Raw genomic sequence first — 16,694 nt, 5'->3', positions numbered from 1 at the left:
GTGCCCGAGGGGCCTTCCCCTGCCAAGGGCCACGAACGTGACGATGTTCACGCAAGTCATTGATCCATGGCGGGCATCTGGCAAGGCGGACGGGGGCGGCGTAAACTGCGCGGTTCGGTCAACTCCCACGAATCACGGTATCCCGGCCCATGAGCGGCAAGCTTTTCATCAAGACCCACGGCTGCCAGATGAACGAGTACGACTCGGCCAAGATGGCCGACGTGCTGCGTGCGTCGCATGGGCTGGAGTTGACCCAGGACGAGGCCGAGGCCGACGTGATCCTGGTCAACACCTGCTCCATCCGCGAGAAGGCCCAGGAAAAGGTCTTCAGCCAGCTGGGCCGCTGGAAGGCGCACAAGCAGGGCGGCAAGCCCGTGCTGATCGGCGTGGGTGGCTGCGTGGCCTCGCAGGAAGGCGACGCGATCATCAAGCGGGCACCTTTCGTCGACCTCGTCTTCGGCCCCCAGACCCTGCACCGCCTGCCCGAGATGATCGAGGCCCAGCGTGCCAGCGGCAAGGCGCAGGTGGACATCAGCTTCCCGGAGATCGAGAAGTTCGATCGCCTGCCGGAGCCGCGCGCCGAAGGCCCCACCGCCTTCGTCTCGATCATGGAAGGCTGTTCAAAGTACTGTTCCTATTGCGTGGTGCCCTACACCCGTGGCGAAGAGATCAGCCGCCCCTTCGACGACGTCATCGTGGAAGTGGCCCAGCTTGCCGAGCAGGGCGTGCGCGAGGTCAACCTGCTTGGCCAGAACGTCAATGCGTATCGCGGCCCCATGCACGACGGCGACATCGCCGACCTCGCCGTGTTGATCCACGCCATCGCGCAGATCGAGGGCATCGGCCGCATCCGCTTCACCACCTCGCATCCGCTGGAGTTCTCCGATTCGCTGATCGAGGCCTACGCCAACGTGCCGCAGCTGGCCAACTACCTCCACCTCCCGGTGCAGGCCGGCTCCGACCGCATCCTCGCGGCCATGAAGCGTGGCTACACCGCGCTCGAGTTCAAGCAACGCATCCGCAAGCTTCGCGCGGTGCGCCCGGACATCTGCGTTTCGTCCGATTTCATCGTGGGCTTTCCTGGCGAGACCGACGAGGATTTCGAGAAGACCATGAAGCTGATCGACGATGTCGGCTTCGACCAGAGCTTCTCCTTCATCTTCTCGTCGCGGCCGGGCACGCCGGCGGCGAACCTGGCCGACGAGACCCCTGCCGAGGTCAAGCATGCGCGGCTGACACGCCTGCAGGCGGCGATCAACGAAAACGCGCGCAAGATCAACGAAGCGATGGTCGGCACGGTGCAACGCGTGCTCGTCGAGAAACCCAGCCGGAAGAGCCCGAACGAAATGACCGGACGCACCGAAAACATGCGCTATGTGAACTTCCCCGGCCATTCGCGGATGATCGGCCAGTTCGTCGACGTGGTGATCACCGAGGCGATGTCCAATTCGCTGCGCGGCCGCGTCCGTCTCGACGACGAGGTGGCGCTCGCCTCGTGAACGCCATGACCCTTTCCCAGCGCGATTTCGCCCTCGATCCCGAAGACAACACCCGCCTCGCCAATCTTTGCGGACCGCTCGATGAGCACATCCGGCAGATCGAGCTGCGCCTGGGCATCGAGATCGACCATCGCGGCAGCCTGTTCCGCGTGATCGGCGACGAGGCCTCGGCCAAGGCCGGCGAACAGGTGCTGCGCGTGCTCTACGACGCCACCGAGACCGAGACCCTCACTGGACAGACGATCAACGTCCGTCTCGCCGAATCCGGCATCGATGCGCTGAACGAGCAAGCCGCCGAGTCCGCGCAAGAGGTGGTCATCAAGGTCAAGCGTGGCGTGATCAAGGGGCGCGGCCCCAATCAGGCCCGCTACCTGCACGCGATCACCACGCACGACATCAACTTCGGCGTCGGCCCGGCCGGCACCGGCAAGACCTATCTCGCCGTGGCCAGCGCCGTCGAGGCCCTGGAAGCCAACCGAGTGCAGCGCGTGCTGCTGGTGCGCCCGGCCGTGGAAGCGGGCGAGAAGCTCGGTTTCCTGCCCGGCGACCTCAGCCAGAAGATCGACCCGTATCTGCGCCCGCTCTACGACGCGCTCTACGAGATGGTCGGCTTCGAGAAGGTGTCCAAGCTGATCGAGCGCAACGTGATCGAGATCGCACCGCTGGCCTACATGCGCGGGCGTACGCTCAACGATGCCTACGTGATCCTCGACGAAGCGCAGAACACCACGGTCGAGCAGATGAAGATGTTCCTGACCCGCATCGGCTTCGGCTCGGTGGCGGTCATCACCGGCGACGTGTCCCAGGTGGACCTGCCGCGTCATGTCCGCTCCGGACTGCGCCACGCCATCGAGGTTCTGCGCGGCGTCGAGGGCATCAGCTTCACCTTCTTCACCTCGCGCGACGTGGTTCGCCATCCGCTGGTGGCGAAGATCGTTCGCGCCTACGAAGCCTTCGAGCAGAAGCAGGACGAAGAACGGTGACATCGCCGGATGTGGCCGTGGGCTATGCCACCTCACGCCGGGGCGTGCCCGCCCCGGCCAGTTTCCGCCGCTGGGTGGAGGCCGCCCTCAAGGGCGCTCGCCGGCGCAAGGCCACCGAGGTGTCCATCCGTATCGTCGATGCCGATGAAGGCCGGGCGCTGAACCTGCAGTACCGTGGCCGCGACTACGCCACCAACGTACTCTCGTTTCCCGCCGACCTGCCGCCCGGCCTGAACCTGCCGCTGATCGGCGACCTGGTGATCTGCGCCCCGGTGGTGGCCCGCGAAGCCGCCGAGCAGGGCAAGAAACCAGCCGACCATTGGGCCCACCTCACCATTCACGGCACGCTGCACCTGCTGGGCTACGACCACATCGAGGAATCCGAGGCCGAGACGATGGAGGGGCTGGAGACCCGGGTGCTGGCGGGACTGGGGATCGCGGACCCTTATCTGGCTTGAGGCCGCCCCTCTTCCTGAACCGTCACACGAATTCCGTTAGACTGATCCTTCCGCCCCATAGGGCAGAACTCCAAAGAGTAATGAACGAGGACCCTGGTAGTACCAACGGCCCGGCTCACCGATCGTGGTGGGACCGCCTGGGCCATCTGTTTTCCGGCGAGCCGCGCAACCGCGACGAACTGATCGAAGAACTGCGCAACGCCCAGGTCAATGGCCTGCTCTCGAACGACACCCTGACCATGGTCGAGGGTGCGATCAAGGTGACCGAGCTCAGTGTCGACGACGTGATGGTGCCCCGCGCCCAGATCGTCAGCCTGCCGGTCGATGCACCGCTCCCCGAGCTCCTCGCCGCCGTGGTCGAATCGGGCCACTCGCGTTTCCCCGTGCACGGCGAAGACAAGGATGAAGTGCTTGGCATCCTCCTGGCCAAGGACCTCCTGAAGTACTTCGGCCAGAGCGAGGGCTGCGACGTGCGCGCCCTCCTCCGCCCCGCCGTGCTGATCCCCGAATCGATGCGCCTGAACGTGCTGCTGGCGGAGTTCCGTCTCACGCGCAACCACATGGCGCTGGTGGTCGACGAGTATGGCGGTGTCGCCGGCCTCATCACCATCGAGGACGTCCTCGAACAGATCGTCGGCGAGATCGACGACGAGCACGACGACGAGGAAGATCCGGTGCTGGTACAGGCCCTCGAGGAAGGCGGCTTTTCGGTGAGCGCGCTCACCCCCATTGCCGACTTCAACGAAGTGGCCGGTGCGCACTTCTCCGATGAGGAATTCGACACCATCGGCGGCATGATCACCTCGGAGTTCGGCCACCTTCCGGCCGCCGGGGAAGAAATCACCGTGGGTGGCTTCCGGTTCCGCGTGACCGAAGCCGACGATCGTCGTGTGCAGCAGTTCCACGTCGCCCGCGCCAACGGAGAAGGCTGATCGCTACCGCCCCGCCTGTGGGAGCCGCTTCGGTGGCCATCCCGCACAAGCCCATGCGTTACCTCCTGCTCTTGCTGCTGGCCCTGTGCCTCGCCCCTGTCGCCCGCGCGGGGATCGTCGACGCGCCTGCGGCGAACCTCGAGATATCGCTGATGACCTACGGTCCCGGCGATATCTATTGGGAGCGCTTCGGGCATGACGCGCTGGAAGTGCGGGACACGGTCAGTGGCGAGTCGGTCGCGTTCAACTATGGCGTGTTCGATTTCGACCAGAAGGGTTTCCTGCTCAATTTCGCGCGGGGAATCATGGCTTACCGCATGGACGCGGAGACCACGCAGTCGGACATCGACTTCTACGCGGGCGAAGGCCGCTATGTACGCCGCCAGCGACTGGCGCTGGACGATGCGCAAAAGGAAAGGCTGCGCCGTTTCCTGCTCTGGAACATCCGACCGGAGAACGCCGGTTACCACTACGATTATTACGTCGACAACTGCACCACGCGCGTTCGCGACGCACTCGACGACGCACTCGGCGGCGCGTTGAGCGATCAACTGCGCGACAAGCCCGGCGGCATGACCTTCCGTGAGCAGACCGTGCGGCTGATGAGCAACCAGCCCTTGCTGATGCTCGGTATGGACCTGGGCCTGGGGCCCTACGCCGACCAGCCGATGACGGCATGGAAGGAAGCCTTCCTGCCCATGACGCTCGAGGCGGAACTGCGCAACGTGCGCATCGGCGAAGGCGGCGCGGCGCGCCCGCTGGTGATGGATGAGGCGACCATCGCCCCGGCCCGCCTCGATCCGCCGCCGGAGCAGGCACCCGACCTGCGCTGGCCCCTCCTCGGCGCCGGGTTGCTCCTGGCGATTCCACTCGCCTTGCCCTTCTTCACCAGGCACCGCGCGGCGCGCGGCATCTTCGCCGCCGCCGGTACGCTGTTCACCGTGTTCGCCGGCGTCGCGGGGTTGTTCATGCTGGGCCTGTGGGCCCTGACCCTGCACCGCTCTGCCTGGGGCAATTTCAACCTGCTCGCGTTCCAGCCACTCGCTTTTCTGATGCTACCGGCGATCTGGCGCCTGCGTCGCGCGGGAAGGCCCATGGGACGTCTCGCCCCCCGCGTCGCCACGCTCTCCTTCGGTGCCTGCGTCATCGGCGCGCTGCTGCACCTGTGGCCGGATTTCCCGCAGCGGAACCTGCCATGGATAGTGTTCGCCCTGCCTTGCTGGGCCGCGCTTTTCGCGAGCTTCTGTCGTCGCCACGACTGAAAAGCGCTCGCCACGACACAAATCGACGCGTCCCGCTACCTTCTTTTGGGGAATTGACGGGCGCGGGCGCGTGGGTGCAAATGGACGTCCGAATTCCGAAGAAGAAATGCGCTAGACGCCAGCCCGACAGCAGGCGCCATGCCGGTGGAAATGCGGACCACGTCACGGAATACGTCCGTTTCCATCTTTCCGGCGCGCGGCAAAGGGAATAAAACCCCGCGCCAGACATCTGCACTTGTCCCCACAGGTGAACGGTGTACCGCAATCGATGAACCTGAAACCGAGTGACCTCCCCCTCCTCGTGTCCCTCGACATGCTGTTGGAAGAACGAAACGTGACGCGTGCCGCGTCGAAGCTGCATGTGAGCCAGCCTGCGCTTTCCGCCCAGCTGGCGCGGCTGCGCCGGCTGTTCAAGGACCCGCTGCTCGTGCCTTCCGAGACGGGGCGTGGCATGGTCCCCACGCCCAAGGCGGAAGAAATGGCGGCCGCCCTGCGCGATGCGCTGTCCCAGTTGGGCACGCTGGGCGATCCCAACGGCACGTTCGACCCCACGCGCGACGCGGCGACTTTCCGCATCGGCGGGTCGTTCAGCGCCGTGAGCACCTTCGCCAAGCCACTGATCCAGGCATTCCAGGAGCAGCGGAACCGCGAACTCAGGCTGGCTTTCCGCACGGGCTGGGAAGACGCGGACGTGCTGGCGCAATTCGAGAACGGCGAGATCGACATCCTCCTCGCACCCAACGAACAATTGCCGTCATCGCTGAAGATGCGTTCGCTGATGGCCGACGAATTCGTCATGCTGCAACGCGCGGGACACCCTCGCGGCACGCAGCCGCTGACCATCGGGGACTATTGCTCGCTCGGGCACCTGATCGTCTCCACATCCGGACGCATGTACGGCCTGATGGATGTCCGCCTGAAAGAGTTGGGGCTTGTACGCGACGTACTGGTCTCGGCGCCACATGGCGATACGGTCGGCCCGATCCTGCGCGCCACCGACCTCGTCTGCACGCTGCCGCAAAGCATGGTCGACGCCGTGGGGCCCGGCGTGGAAGCCTACGCCATTCCCTTCGACATGCCGGACATGTCGCTGGCGATGGCATGGCACAGCCGCCTCGACAAACAACCCGCGCACCGCTGGCTGCGCGACGAGCTCATCCGCGTCAGCCACCGCCTGCACCCCACGCGACACGCGGAGCCACCCAAACCCTTGTTCCCGATCATCGAGCGAGTCCGCGATGGATATCACTGAGGCACTGCTTTCCCCGCTGGACGCCGATGCGCCTTGCGGCCCCAACCTCGAATACGACGCCCTCTTCCTCACCCTCGAATCGCTGGCCACCGCCACGCCCGAACGGGCGGTGGGACATACCGTGCGGCAAGCCGAAGAGCCGGATTGGCGCGACGTGGCGCAACATGCGGAGACCGTGGCCCAGCGCACGCGCGACCTGCGCGTCGCGGTCCACCTGGCCAGCGCCTGGCTGAAGACCGGCGGGATTCCCGCGTGGTCCGAAGGCATGGGCCTCGTCCGCGGGTTGCTCGAACGCTACTGGGACGACGTACATCCACGCCTGGACGATGGCGATCCGCTCGAACGGATCAATGCGCTCGCCGCGCTGTCGTCCACGGACGGCATGCTGGCCCACTTGCGCCGCGCACCCATCCTGCACGCCGAACGCGTAGGTAGCTTCTCGCTGCGCGACCTCCGAGTGCTCAACGGCACGCTGAAACCCGAAGGCGGCGACAATCCGGCGGTATCGCAAGAGCACGTGGACCTCGTCGCGCGACAGGCCGACGTGGAGGAACTGCGGCGCGTCCACGCCGGCATCGCCACCGCGCTGGAACATGCGCATGCGATCGGCAGGACCTTCGATGAGCGTACCCCGGGCAGGGGACCCGACATGGATGCCTTGTTGCGCGACCTGCGCGACCTGCACGCCTTTTTGCAGTCCCTGGCCGGATCACGCCTGCCGGCCGTGGCCGTCGATGCCGGTGACGACGGGGCGTCGCCTGCGGGCGGGACGGATGCGTCACGCACCTCCAACGGTACGAGTCGCGGTCCGATCAGCGGGCCTGACGACGTCGTACGCCTGCTCGACGAGATCTGTGCGTGGTACGCCATCCACGAGCCGTCGAGTCCTGTTCCGCCCTTGCTGCGTCGGGCAAGCCAGTTGGTCGGTCTGAGTTTCGCCGAACTGCTCAAGGCCATCGCGCCGGGCGGACTTTCCGAATTCCAGGTACTGGCCGGCGACAGCGACAGCTGACCGGCCCATACCCTCAAGGGATCGAAGATCGGTACGCCCATGCCGCCAGGGCACACGCGATGACGGCACCGGCGAGCCACCATGGCCAGCCTGTCGTGCCTCGCCGCATCCGCGACGAAGTGGCCCGGCGCATCGGCAGGGCATGCGAGAACGCCGGCGCTGCCGGAGGCGCGCCCGCGGGACGGCGCAAGGTGTGGATCGAGGCACCTCGGCGGCGCGCCGCCGAGCGCAAGAGCATGCGCCGGCGGAGCCGATATTCATGCGTGTCGATGCGCGCATCGGCGTATGCGGCATTCAGTGCCGCCAGGTCCCGGTTAACGATCGCATCCCATTCCATCAGCGTATGTCCCTCACCAGGCGGAAGCCGACGTCACGCTCGGCCGAGCCATCGCTCGGGCGCACGGTGTCCACCGAACACGCATCCGGACCACTGCGGTAGCTGCCGCCGCGAATCGCGAACGCGGTGCCCTTGGTAACCCATTCCCATACACCGCCGGTCATGTCGACGAGTCCCCAGGGGTTGGCAATGCCCTTCGTGCTGAACTCGGGCGACTTGAGGAGGCGGCCGATGCCCGACGACGGCGCACCGCAGTTTCCGTCCTTGCTATCCCACGCGGCGTTGGCATGGGCTGCGAACTTCCATTCCTCGTCGGTGGGCAGGCGATAGGTGTGTCCACTGACTTGCGAGAGCCACGTCGCATACCGTTGCGCGAAGGCCACAGGGATGGATCGTGCGGGCTCACCGGCGGCGATGCCACGCGACACCGCGCAGGTGCGCGCCGCTCGGCAGAACTGGTCGAGGTTGCCCACGGTGATCTCGGTGCGGGTCATGGCGAAAGGCTTTCGCCCGAAGGGTACGACCACCAATGCGGGGCCGTACGAACCGACGGCAAACGTGTCGAAGCACTCGCGCGCGGTACCGGCGAGTCCACGCCGCCCGCAGGGATCCGGCGGCGTGACGACCACGGGCGCGGAGCGCAATGTCTTCACCACGGCCTCCAGCGAACCTTCCGGCAGCGCGTTCGAGGCGGCCATGGCGGCTTCCAGGTCCTTGAGGCCGGCAGGATCCCCTTCCTTCACCGCGGCCAGCCGCCGGCGCAGGTCATCCTGGTCGGCCGCGGAGACCACCGGGGCCTTCGCCGCGGTCATCACGGCCGTAGCCAGGTCATAACGCGTCAGTGCCCTGCGCAGGTCGTCCCGTTCGCCAATGATCGCCAGCGCGCTGTCGATCCGCCCCGCGGCCTCCTTCCAGTGGCTCGCCCGGCATGCCTCGCGCGCCGCTTCGAGGAAAGCTTGCGTCAACAGGTTCGCCGCCTCGTCGTTCGTGTCCACCCTGCCGCCGTCGATCTGGCGGAGCTGCTGGAAACTCTCGATGGCCTTGTCCAGGTCGTTGGCCGCCGTCGCACGGCGCAACGATTCGAGCCGCGCCTCGTGCTCGGCGTGGGACAGGTCCGGCGCCGTGGCGGCCGATGACGCCACGGCGGGTGCCTGCGATGAGGCGGGAGCCAGCGCGACGCTGCGCGCGGCAAGCCGCGTGGATGACGGATACAGCCGGTGCGCGATGGACAGCCGCTTCGCGACCTCCGTCATGTCACCCGAGGCGATCGCGTCACCGACCGCCTGGTCGAGCTTCAGTTCGAGCTCGGGATTCACGAGCAGGCGGCTGTCCGGATCGATCTTGCGGATCTGACCGAGGATCGCGGGAACCTCGTCGGCTCCGTCACCGAACAGGTGCCCGGCAAGGATCGCCTGGCTGAGGGATGTGTCGAGCCGGTTCAACGCGGCGTCGCGCTCGCGTCCGATCTCCTCGCGCCGGCGATCCAGTTTCGGTGCGAACGTCTTCAGGTCGGCGCGAAGGCGAAACGTTTCCATGGCGCCGGGATAGTCGAGACGGCCGTGCGCCGGGTCCCAGTGCGTGGCGACCAGGCGCACGAGAAAGGCGTCGATGGCATCCGCACCGTCCACCACGACGCGGCGGCGCTCATCGCCATCGAGCGCGGCGAGCGCGGCGCGTACCTGGTCCTCGTCGCGAAAGCCATCGGCCTGGCCGGGTGCGAGACGGCGCAGTGTCTCGGCCACATGCCTGCGCTCCGCCTGCATCGTCGCCACCCAGGCCGCGGCCACCGACAAGGCCAGGACCAGACCCGCCGTGACCAGCCATGGCGTGGCCCGTTCACGCCAGCGGCGCTTGCGCAGCCCAGCCAGTACCACGGCGATGTCCGGGCTACGCTTGTCGGCGGTGAAAGCGATGCTGTCACACAAGGCCTTGTACTGGCGTTTGTCGAGCCCCGGCGCCGGCGGCGGGCGCTTGCCGGCGTTCATCGCCTCCTCGGCGTTGTCCTTGTCGAAAGGATGGCGGCCGGTGAGCAGCTCGAAAACCACGCAGCCGAATGCATAGATGTCGTCGCTGGGCGACGGCGGCTTGCCCTGGAGCATTTCAAGGCTCGCATACGCCGGTGTCATCGCGCCGAGCGAGCCGGCATCGAAGACCGTGCGGTCGTCACCGGCATCGACACCCAGCTTGCCCGCGCGCGCGATGCCGAAATCGAAGACCTTGGCCACGCCCCGGAGCGTGACCATGACATTGCCCGGCTTGAAGTCCGAATGCACGATGCCGGCGGCGTGGGCTCGCCGCAATGCATCGCCCATGCCTTCGATCAACGGCCACGCCTCGTCGAAGCGCATGCCGTCACGCGCCTTGCCACGAATCAGCGAGCGAAGATCGCTGCCTTCCACGTATTCCATCGTCATGAAGACGTTGGTGCCGTCCTTGTCGAAATCGTAGACACGCACGATATGGTCATTGGCTACCTGCTGCGCGCGGCGGGCTTCGCGTTGCAAGGCGACCAGCGCGTCCGGATGCTTGCGGAACTCGTCGTTGAGCACCTTCACCGCGACATACGGATCGCGGTCGCGTGCTTCCACCTTGCGTTCGTCCCGTGCGAGGTAGACCACGCCCATGCCACCGCGCCCGAGTTCGCGCTCCATCAGGAAGCGGCCCTTCAAGAGGCTGCCCACGGCGATCCTCTCACCCTGGGCAAGGTCGGCGATGCGTCGCCAGCCACCTTCGCCGGTGCCCAGCGAGGATGAGCCGGTGGCCGTACCCTCGCCACCGGCGGCCGCATGCAACGGCTTGACCACCGTCGCGTCGTCCTGGTCGACCGATGCCGTCACCGCACGCAGTGGCACGACCCGGGTCTCATCATCGTCATGCTGGCTCATCAACAGGTTTCCTCGGTTTCTTCCAGCCGCACGACGACGGCCGATACGTTGTCGCGGCCAGCGCGCCCGAGCGCGCCGTCGACCAGGCTGGCAAGCAGTGCCCCTGGCTCCGCATGACGCTGGCAGCACGCCTCGATGTCCTCGTCGCTGAGTTCCTTGTTGACCCCGTCGGAACACAGCACGAAGCACATGCCGCCGCGCCGCGGGGTCAAGGTCCAGTCCACGTAGAGGCGATCGTCTGCACCGACCGCACGGGTGAGCACGCCCGACGCGACGTGCGCCTTGGCCACGCCGACGCGTGTTTCGTCGCCACGATCGCCGTGCACGTGGTCGCGGGTGAGGAGCCGAAGGCGCCCGTCTTCGTAGCAGTACGCCCTGCTGTCACCCACCCATCCGCACAACACCATGTCGCGGGTATGCACGAGCACCACCACGGTGGAGGCGATGGCGTCGACACGGCGTTCGCGCGCGGCCGAGCGCAGCGACCGGTTGACGCGCAGGAGTTCATCCTCGATCGCATCGATGAAATCGGTGACGTCCTCGCATCGCGACAGTCCACGCAGCCTGTCGACGATCATGCCGCTGGCGACGTCCCCGGCACTGTGGCCGCCGAGCCCATCGGCGACGACCCAGAGACCGAGATCGTCGGCGACCAGGATCGCGTCCTCGTTGTGCCGACGCACGTGGCCGGTCTCGGTACGGCCGGCGGAGAGATAAGGCAAGGTCACGCAGGTTCCTCATGGGTTTCGGCATCGATGCCATCGATGGAGCGCAGGTAATCGTCACCGTCGGGCAATCCACGCAGGAGCACGCCTGCCTGCGGGTCCGGGCCGCGCCACCAGAGGCTGCGCATGTGTTCGCCTTCTGGCACCTGCCATGACGGGATGGCGGTGCCCGCCGGATCGGCGAGCGCACGTGCCGCTCCGTCGAAGTCGGCCAGCGAACCGTTATCACGCCCCTCGCGCACGACCGCTTCGGCGGTATCGAACCAGGTCGCCCCCGGAAGGCGCGGCCATCCGTTCGCCGATGGCGTAGGCGATATCGCAAGCACCAGCGGGAAGATGCGGCCAACGCGATCGGACGACAGGGCCGCCGCACCGATCCAGGGTTGCTGACCGCACACGCGCGCGGCGAGTGCGAAACGCCAGACGGGGGACGCGAGGCAACGCATGCGCCAGGCATCGCCCGACCGGCCCGCCATCCCCGCCATCGCTTCTCGGCAGGCACGGTCCCAGGGTTCGACGAACTCCGGCGGAAGCCGGCGCTGGACGAAGTCGCCAAGTAAGGGAAGCTTGCCGTGGAAGCCCGCCACGGCCCGTCCGGCCCCCGCGCTCATGCCGGGCACCGGAAACGGCGCACGCTGCCATCGCCGAACGGATTGCGCAGGCTCGCCGCCTCGATGTCCACGTTCGCATGCGTGGCGCCAAATCCGAAGTTCGCACCGAAACGGGTCTCCGTGCGCCGCTGCAGCGACGCGGCGTCGAGGGCGTGGAAAAAACCCCACTCGCCGGGATACTCCAATACGGGTAGCGGGTTGCCTGCGCTATCCCATGCGCTGATCCGCGTGAGCCCGGGTTTCGGACCGGGCCACTGCATGACCGCGGAAGCCACCGGCTGGCCTGCCTTGTATTCGTAGGTCTGGCCGTCCACTTCGATGGTGAGGCGGCCGATGCCGGCGGGAGGCGTCGTGATCGACACGGTGAAGCCGACCTGTGGCCGCGGACCGTCGCGGAAGTACACCTGGCGGATCGTATCGGCCAGCTGCGCTTCGCCGAGCACCTCCGCTCCGCCGCGTGCACTTGCGGTGTCCCGGAACCTCCACGATGGCCCGCCGGTATCGACGACGCGCGACAAGGTCTGCCGGAAGAACGTGTCGAAGCGGCCGCCGTTGCCGAACAACGCGGCGAAGTCCTGCAGCGGTATATCGTTGCCACCTGCCGCGGCGAAGGGATAACGGCCCTGGACGAAGCGTGCGCAGTCGGCCCCCGCCGCCTCACGGAAACCATCGGCCAGCGCACCGCTCGCACCCTTGCTCACCAGGCTCTGGCTGCTGCCGGCGAGGCCGCCCAGCCAGGCGGACAACGGCGGGGGCAACTGCGCCGCCTCCAGCCGCGCGGCGGCGAGCGCCGGATCGGGTTGACCGATCGTATCCATGGCCGGGCGCTGGCTCAGCAAGGTCTTGCTCAACTGGTCGAGCGCACCCAGCGTGTGGTCCAGCGGCGTCGCACCTGCCGTGCCATCGGTCAGTTGGTTGAGCGCGGCGAAGTGCTCGACGATCGGTGCGTCCGCGCCATCGTCGGCGGCACCCTGCGCCGCGGGGCGCAACAGATGGGTCGTGTTGTCGCGCACGAGCGACAACAGCGCCTTGAGGGGCGACCCCGGGCCGGCGAGGCGCGCGGCCACGCCACTGGCCTCCTGCACGTTGGTCACCGGCTGCAACTCGAGATCGCCGAGCATGTCGTCCCATGCACGAATGTAATCGGCCACGTAGAGCGCGCGTACCTGCGTGGCCAGGGATACACGGCGCAAGGGGTCCGCGGTGGTGGCGCCGAGCACCCAACCGTCGTTGACGAAGCGGTCCACCGCCCTGGCGATGCCGCCGCCGGCACCGGATGCGGGAGCGTCCTGCACCATCGCGGCGAACACCGGGCGAGTGAACAATGCCGGTAATGGCCTGGACAGCGGCGCGCCACTGCGATGGCGGAACACGTCGCCGAGCAATCCCAGCGTGCGATCCAGCCGCACCGGCGCGTCGCGACGGGAGTCGCCATCGATCTTCATGCCAGCGTAGATGAGCGTCGCGAGATCCGCCGCCCTCAACGACGCGCGCGCCGCCTCGACCAGCGAGTTGTCGAGGGGCAAGGCACGCAGCCTGTCCCGCCCGGCGAAAAGGACGCGGAAATGCCTTTCCAGCGCCTGCACCAGGCTGTCCTCATCAGGGAATACCTCGCGCCACCGCTCGCCCGCCAGAAGCACGAGTTCGTCGCGATCGCGATGGCGGGTGTCGCCCAGCATCAAGTAACCCTTGAGCACGTAATACAGTCGCTGTGGGTCGCCGGCCGACTCACGCAAGCCATCTCGGAACTGCAAGGCCAGGCCCGGAATGACGCTGGCCTGGAATTCGCGCTCGTGCGCGCCCTGCGCCTGGTCGAATACCTCGTCACCCTGGAACAGGCCGAAACGCATCGACCACGGCACCGGCTGGCGTACCTGATCCGCGACCTGCTCGACGCGCGCGAGCACATCGAGGCGTTGCAGCGCTTGCGCGTAGTATTCGCGCAATGAGGCGGGCGCCGCCGCACGGCCGTCTTCCGGAAAATCGCCCAGTGCCTGACCGACCCGCGCGATGTAGTCGGCATTGCGACCGAAGCTCGTCACCATGCCAACCAACAGGACGGCGGCGAGCACGCCGATACCGCCGATCGCCGCCGCCTCGGCCAGACGCCTGCGCCGCCATGCGACGGGGTCGGCACCGACGAAGCCCGCCTCGGGCAGGATCGTCTCCTTCAGCAGCCGCTCGGTGAAGTACGTGCGCCGCTGTGCCCGGGCGGACACGGGCAAGGTGGCGTGCATGCCGAAGGAGCGTCCGACCACCGAGAGCACGCGGTCGATCGGCGTGCCTTCCTGGGTACCCGACGTGAGGTAAACACCGCGCAACACCGGCGGACGCCCGTAGGCATGGCTGCCGAAGACAGCCGAGGCCAGGGGCAAGGCCACCTCGCGAAGCGCGCGCAACTGCTGCGGGAACGAGAGAATCCGTGCACGCCGGCGGACATCGCGCTCGGCGTGCATCCGCTCGACGACACGTTCGTCGATCCGCTCCAGCAAGGCGTCGAACTCCTCGCCAAGCGCCCCCGCGGCGCCGCCCTCGACGCTTTGCGCCGCGGTGAATGTCGTGCCCCACACCTGGGCCCGTCCAGCTGGATCGAGCGTATCGAAGAACTCCAGGAATCCGGCAACGAGGTCGCACTTGGTAAAGACCATGTACACCGGCACGGCGACGCCGAGGCGCGTACCGATCTCGTCGAGGCGCTCGCGCAAGGTGCGCGCGTGCCGTTGCCGTTCCGTTTCGGACATCGTCAGCACGTCGGCGACACTCACCGTCAGGACGATGCCGTTCACCGGCCTGCGCCGGCGGTGACGGCGTAACAGGTCCAGGAAGCCTGTCCACGCCGAAGCGTCCGCGTGGGGATCGGAATCCTGCGTGGTGTATCGCCCCGCCGTATCGAGGAACACGGCGCGATCGGTGAACCACCAATCGCAATCGCGTGTGCCACCGATGCCGCCGAGCGAACGGTGGCCCATGCTGCCGAGCAGTGGGAACTCGAGGCCGGAGTGTTCGAGCAGGGTGCTCTTGCCCGAGCCCGGCGCACCGATCAGGAGATACCAGGGTAATTCACGCAGATCGCCGCCACCGTCGCGACGCTTGCGCAGCAGGGCCAGTGCCTCGGTGAAGCGGGTGCGCAGGGCAGCCCGCTCCGCGCGGGCGCGGGCGTCGGAATCCGCGCGCGCCGGGTCGGGTTGCGATGCCAGGTCCGTGCCCAGGCGCTCATTGCGGCGGATCGCAAGCCAGTGGCGTCCCGCCAGGATGCCCGCCCATGCGGCAGCGACCACGACAATCGCCACCACCCGCGCCACCACGCCAGCCAGCGGCTGCGTGCCGCCAAGGCCGAGATAGGGGCCACCGAAGCCGATCAGCAACGCGCACAGGCCGATGCCAAGTGCCGCGCGAACCCAGGAATGACGGAACAGGTCGGCAAGAGTCTTCATCCGGCCTCCGGAATGAACAGGATCTCGACGCGGCGGTTGCGCGCGCGGTTTGCCGGAAGGTCCGGCGGCGTGGCCAAGGGTTGCGAAGCGCCCGCGCCGCTGGACTCCACACGGCGCGGATCGCTCAACTCGCGGCCGAGGATGTCACTGACGTTGCGTGCACGCGCCGCCGACAGCTCGAAGTTGTCCTTGAAGCGAAGCGAGCGAATCGGCTGGTCGTCCGTATGGCCCACGACGACGATGCGGCCACGCACCTTGTCGAGCGCCCGTCCGATACGGACCAACAAGGCGGCTTGCTCCGGCGCCACGTCGGCACCGCCCGAGGGAAACATTCCCGTGGCGGCGAGCCGGAGGGTCGCCTGCCCGTCCGGCTTCTCGTCGATCCCCAGCGCGCCGCTGCGTTCGTCGCCGGCCAGCAGCTCGCGCAAGCTCATGGCGGGACGCTTCGGCGGCACCTCCGTTCGAGGCAACGGCACGCCGCGCAGGCCGATCGCGGCGAGCCGCGAGCTCACCGGATCGCTGATGCCGTTGAGGCGGCCGTGCAGGTAGATCCAGGTACCGCTCACGATGCATAGCGCCGCGAGCGCCGCCATCCAGACCGGCATGCCGCGCCGCGATGCCAGCGGCCGGTCCAGGCCACGCCATCGTGGAGACAGCTCCGCAGGCGCGGCGGAACGGTACGCCATGATGCGCCGGTACAGGTCTTCGCGGCGGTCCGAAAGCCGCGACAAGCCGCCGGGTTCCACGAGATATTTTCCGCCAAAGCCGAGCGCGAGGCAGAGATACATCATCTCGACCAGGTCGATGTGGCGGACCATGTCCTGGCCAAGCCTGTCCAGGATGGCGAAGAATTTCTCGCCACCGTAGGTCTCGCCGTGGAAGGTCACCAGGAGGGTCTGGCGCTGCCATCCGGTCTGCTCGCCCCAGGGGGAGTCCAGCACGGCTTCGTCCAGCATCGTGCATAGGACATAGCGCGCGGCCACGCCGGTCTGCGCATCCACGCCGGCACGCGCCGCCAGGTCGTCGAAGCGGCGGATGTGGGTCACCGCGCGCTCGCGCAACAGCGCGGCGTCGGGCGGCTCCGGGCTGTTGCGCAATTGCGCGGCGAGCAGGAGCAAGGGATTCGCTGCCCGCACCAGTGGATTGCCGCCCGCCATGGGTAGTTCCTGCGCCACGGCGGCCACGTCCCGTACCGGATCGCGTTCGCGCCGGGGCGGTGCCGGCGACGATTCACGGGTGGTACTGGGGCGCACGACGGTCGCGTCGTCCGGGCGATAGCCCGAGGTATCGTCGGTCGTCATCGA

13 protein-coding genes are annotated in these 16,694 nt (G+C 67.4%); 7 read left to right on the top strand and 6 right to left on the bottom strand.

Going from position 1 to position 16,694, the window contains the following annotated elements; translation table 11 throughout:
- Positions 1-149 precede the first annotated feature (149 nt).
- The 7 genes from miaB to tssA all read left to right on the top strand — a co-directional run bounded on the left by miaB (position 150) and on the right by tssA (position 7,398).
- Positions 150-1,499 carry a tRNA (N6-isopentenyl adenosine(37)-C2)-methylthiotransferase MiaB gene (gene miaB, locus J2T07_RS11975; RefSeq protein ID WP_306850278.1) on the top strand — a complete coding sequence of 450 codons (1,350 nt, stop codon included), beginning with the start codon at positions 150-152 and terminating at the stop codon, positions 1,497-1,499.
- Between the two features lie 5 nt (positions 1,500-1,504).
- Positions 1,505-2,482 carry a PhoH family protein gene (locus J2T07_RS11970; protein WP_306850679.1) on the top strand — a complete coding sequence of 326 codons (978 nt, stop codon included), beginning with the start codon at positions 1,505-1,507 and terminating at the stop codon, positions 2,480-2,482.
- Positions 2,479-2,940, top strand: coding sequence for an rRNA maturation RNase YbeY (gene ybeY / locus J2T07_RS11965; RefSeq protein WP_306850277.1), 462 nt, complete (start codon positions 2,479-2,481; stop codon positions 2,938-2,940). The genes J2T07_RS11970 and ybeY overlap by 4 nt, the downstream gene beginning before the upstream one ends.
- 80 nt (positions 2,941-3,020) lie before the next feature.
- A complete protein-coding gene (locus J2T07_RS11960; RefSeq protein ID WP_306850276.1) occupies positions 3,021-3,872 on the top strand; it encodes an HlyC/CorC family transporter in 852 nt (283 codons plus the stop codon).
- A 32-nt stretch (positions 3,873-3,904) separates the two neighbouring features.
- Entirely contained in the window at positions 3,905-5,134 is a 1,230-nt protein-coding gene (locus J2T07_RS11955; protein WP_306850275.1) for a DUF4105 domain-containing protein, read from the top strand.
- Between the two features lie 268 nt (positions 5,135-5,402).
- Positions 5,403-6,386 carry a LysR family transcriptional regulator gene (locus J2T07_RS11950; RefSeq protein WP_306850274.1) on the top strand — a complete coding sequence of 328 codons (984 nt, stop codon included), beginning with the start codon at positions 5,403-5,405 and terminating at the stop codon, positions 6,384-6,386.
- Entirely contained in the window at positions 6,373-7,398 is a 1,026-nt protein-coding gene (gene tssA, locus J2T07_RS11945; RefSeq protein ID WP_306850273.1) for a type VI secretion system protein TssA, read from the top strand. Before J2T07_RS11950 ends, tssA begins: the two co-directional genes overlap by 14 nt.
- 13 nt (positions 7,399-7,411) lie before the next feature.
- On the opposite strand, the gene J2T07_RS11940 is transcribed toward tssA, so the two are convergent.
- Genes J2T07_RS11940 through icmH form a run of 6 tightly spaced genes read right to left on the bottom strand, consistent with a single transcriptional unit; the run spans position 7,412 to position 16,691 of the window.
- Positions 7,412-7,735 carry a hypothetical protein gene (locus J2T07_RS11940; RefSeq protein ID WP_306850272.1) on the bottom strand — a complete coding sequence of 108 codons (324 nt, stop codon included), beginning with the start codon at positions 7,733-7,735 and terminating at the stop codon, positions 7,412-7,414.
- Positions 7,735-10,620 carry a bifunctional serine/threonine-protein kinase/formylglycine-generating enzyme family protein gene (locus J2T07_RS11935; protein ID WP_306850271.1) on the bottom strand — a complete coding sequence of 962 codons (2,886 nt, stop codon included), beginning with the start codon at positions 10,618-10,620 and terminating at the stop codon, positions 7,735-7,737. The genes J2T07_RS11940 and J2T07_RS11935 overlap by 1 nt, the downstream gene beginning before the upstream one ends.
- On the bottom strand, positions 10,620-11,348 hold the full coding sequence (locus tag J2T07_RS11930; RefSeq protein WP_306850270.1) for a PP2C family protein-serine/threonine phosphatase: 729 nt from the start codon (positions 11,346-11,348) through the stop codon (positions 10,620-10,622). Before J2T07_RS11930 ends, J2T07_RS11935 begins: the two co-directional genes overlap by 1 nt.
- Entirely contained in the window at positions 11,345-11,956 is a 612-nt protein-coding gene (gene tagF, locus J2T07_RS11925; protein WP_306850268.1) for a type VI secretion system-associated protein TagF, read from the bottom strand. The genes J2T07_RS11930 and tagF overlap by 4 nt, the downstream gene beginning before the upstream one ends.
- The gene (tssM, locus tag J2T07_RS11920) at positions 11,953-15,390 is read right to left on the bottom strand and encodes a type VI secretion system membrane subunit TssM (RefSeq protein WP_306850266.1); all 3,438 of its coding nucleotides are present in this window, start codon (positions 15,388-15,390) and stop codon (positions 11,953-11,955) included. Before tssM ends, tagF begins: the two co-directional genes overlap by 4 nt.
- Positions 15,387-16,691, bottom strand: coding sequence for a type IVB secretion system protein IcmH/DotU (gene icmH, locus J2T07_RS11915; protein ID WP_306850264.1), 1,305 nt, complete (start codon positions 16,689-16,691; stop codon positions 15,387-15,389). The genes tssM and icmH overlap by 4 nt, the downstream gene beginning before the upstream one ends.
- Positions 16,692-16,694 lie beyond the last annotated feature (3 nt).

It is taken from the genome of Luteibacter jiangsuensis, assembly GCF_030812295.1.
GTDB lineage: Bacteria > Pseudomonadota > Gammaproteobacteria > Xanthomonadales > Rhodanobacteraceae > Luteibacter > Luteibacter jiangsuensis_A.
The sequence above is the reverse complement of the archived record's forward strand: the minus strand, read 5'-3'. Positions and strand labels throughout refer to the sequence as shown.

Coding starts and splice junctions, on each gene's coding strand:
- miaB (WP_306850278.1), top strand. CDS start 150: ATGAGCGGCAAGCTTTTCATCAAGACCCACGGCTGCCAGATGAACGAG.
- J2T07_RS11970 (WP_306850679.1), top strand. CDS start 1,505: ATGACCCTTTCCCAGCGCGATTTCGCCCTCGATCCCGAAGACAACACC.
- J2T07_RS11960 (WP_306850276.1), top strand. CDS start 3,021: ATGAACGAGGACCCTGGTAGTACCAACGGCCCGGCTCACCGATCGTGG.
- J2T07_RS11950 (WP_306850274.1), top strand. CDS start 5,403: ATGAACCTGAAACCGAGTGACCTCCCCCTCCTCGTGTCCCTCGACATG.
- tssA (WP_306850273.1), top strand. CDS start 6,373: ATGGATATCACTGAGGCACTGCTTTCCCCGCTGGACGCCGATGCGCCT.
- J2T07_RS11940 (WP_306850272.1), bottom strand. CDS start 7,735: ATGGAATGGGATGCGATCGTTAACCGGGACCTGGCGGCACTGAATGCC.
- J2T07_RS11935 (WP_306850271.1), bottom strand. CDS start 10,620: ATGAGCCAGCATGACGATGATGAGACCCGGGTCGTGCCACTGCGTGCG.
- tagF (WP_306850268.1), bottom strand. CDS start 11,956: ATGAGCGCGGGGGCCGGACGGGCCGTGGCGGGCTTCCACGGCAAGCTT.
- tssM (WP_306850266.1), bottom strand. CDS start 15,390: ATGAAGACTCTTGCCGACCTGTTCCGTCATTCCTGGGTTCGCGCGGCA.
- icmH (WP_306850264.1), bottom strand. CDS start 16,691: ATGACGACCGACGATACCTCGGGCTATCGCCCGGACGACGCGACCGTC.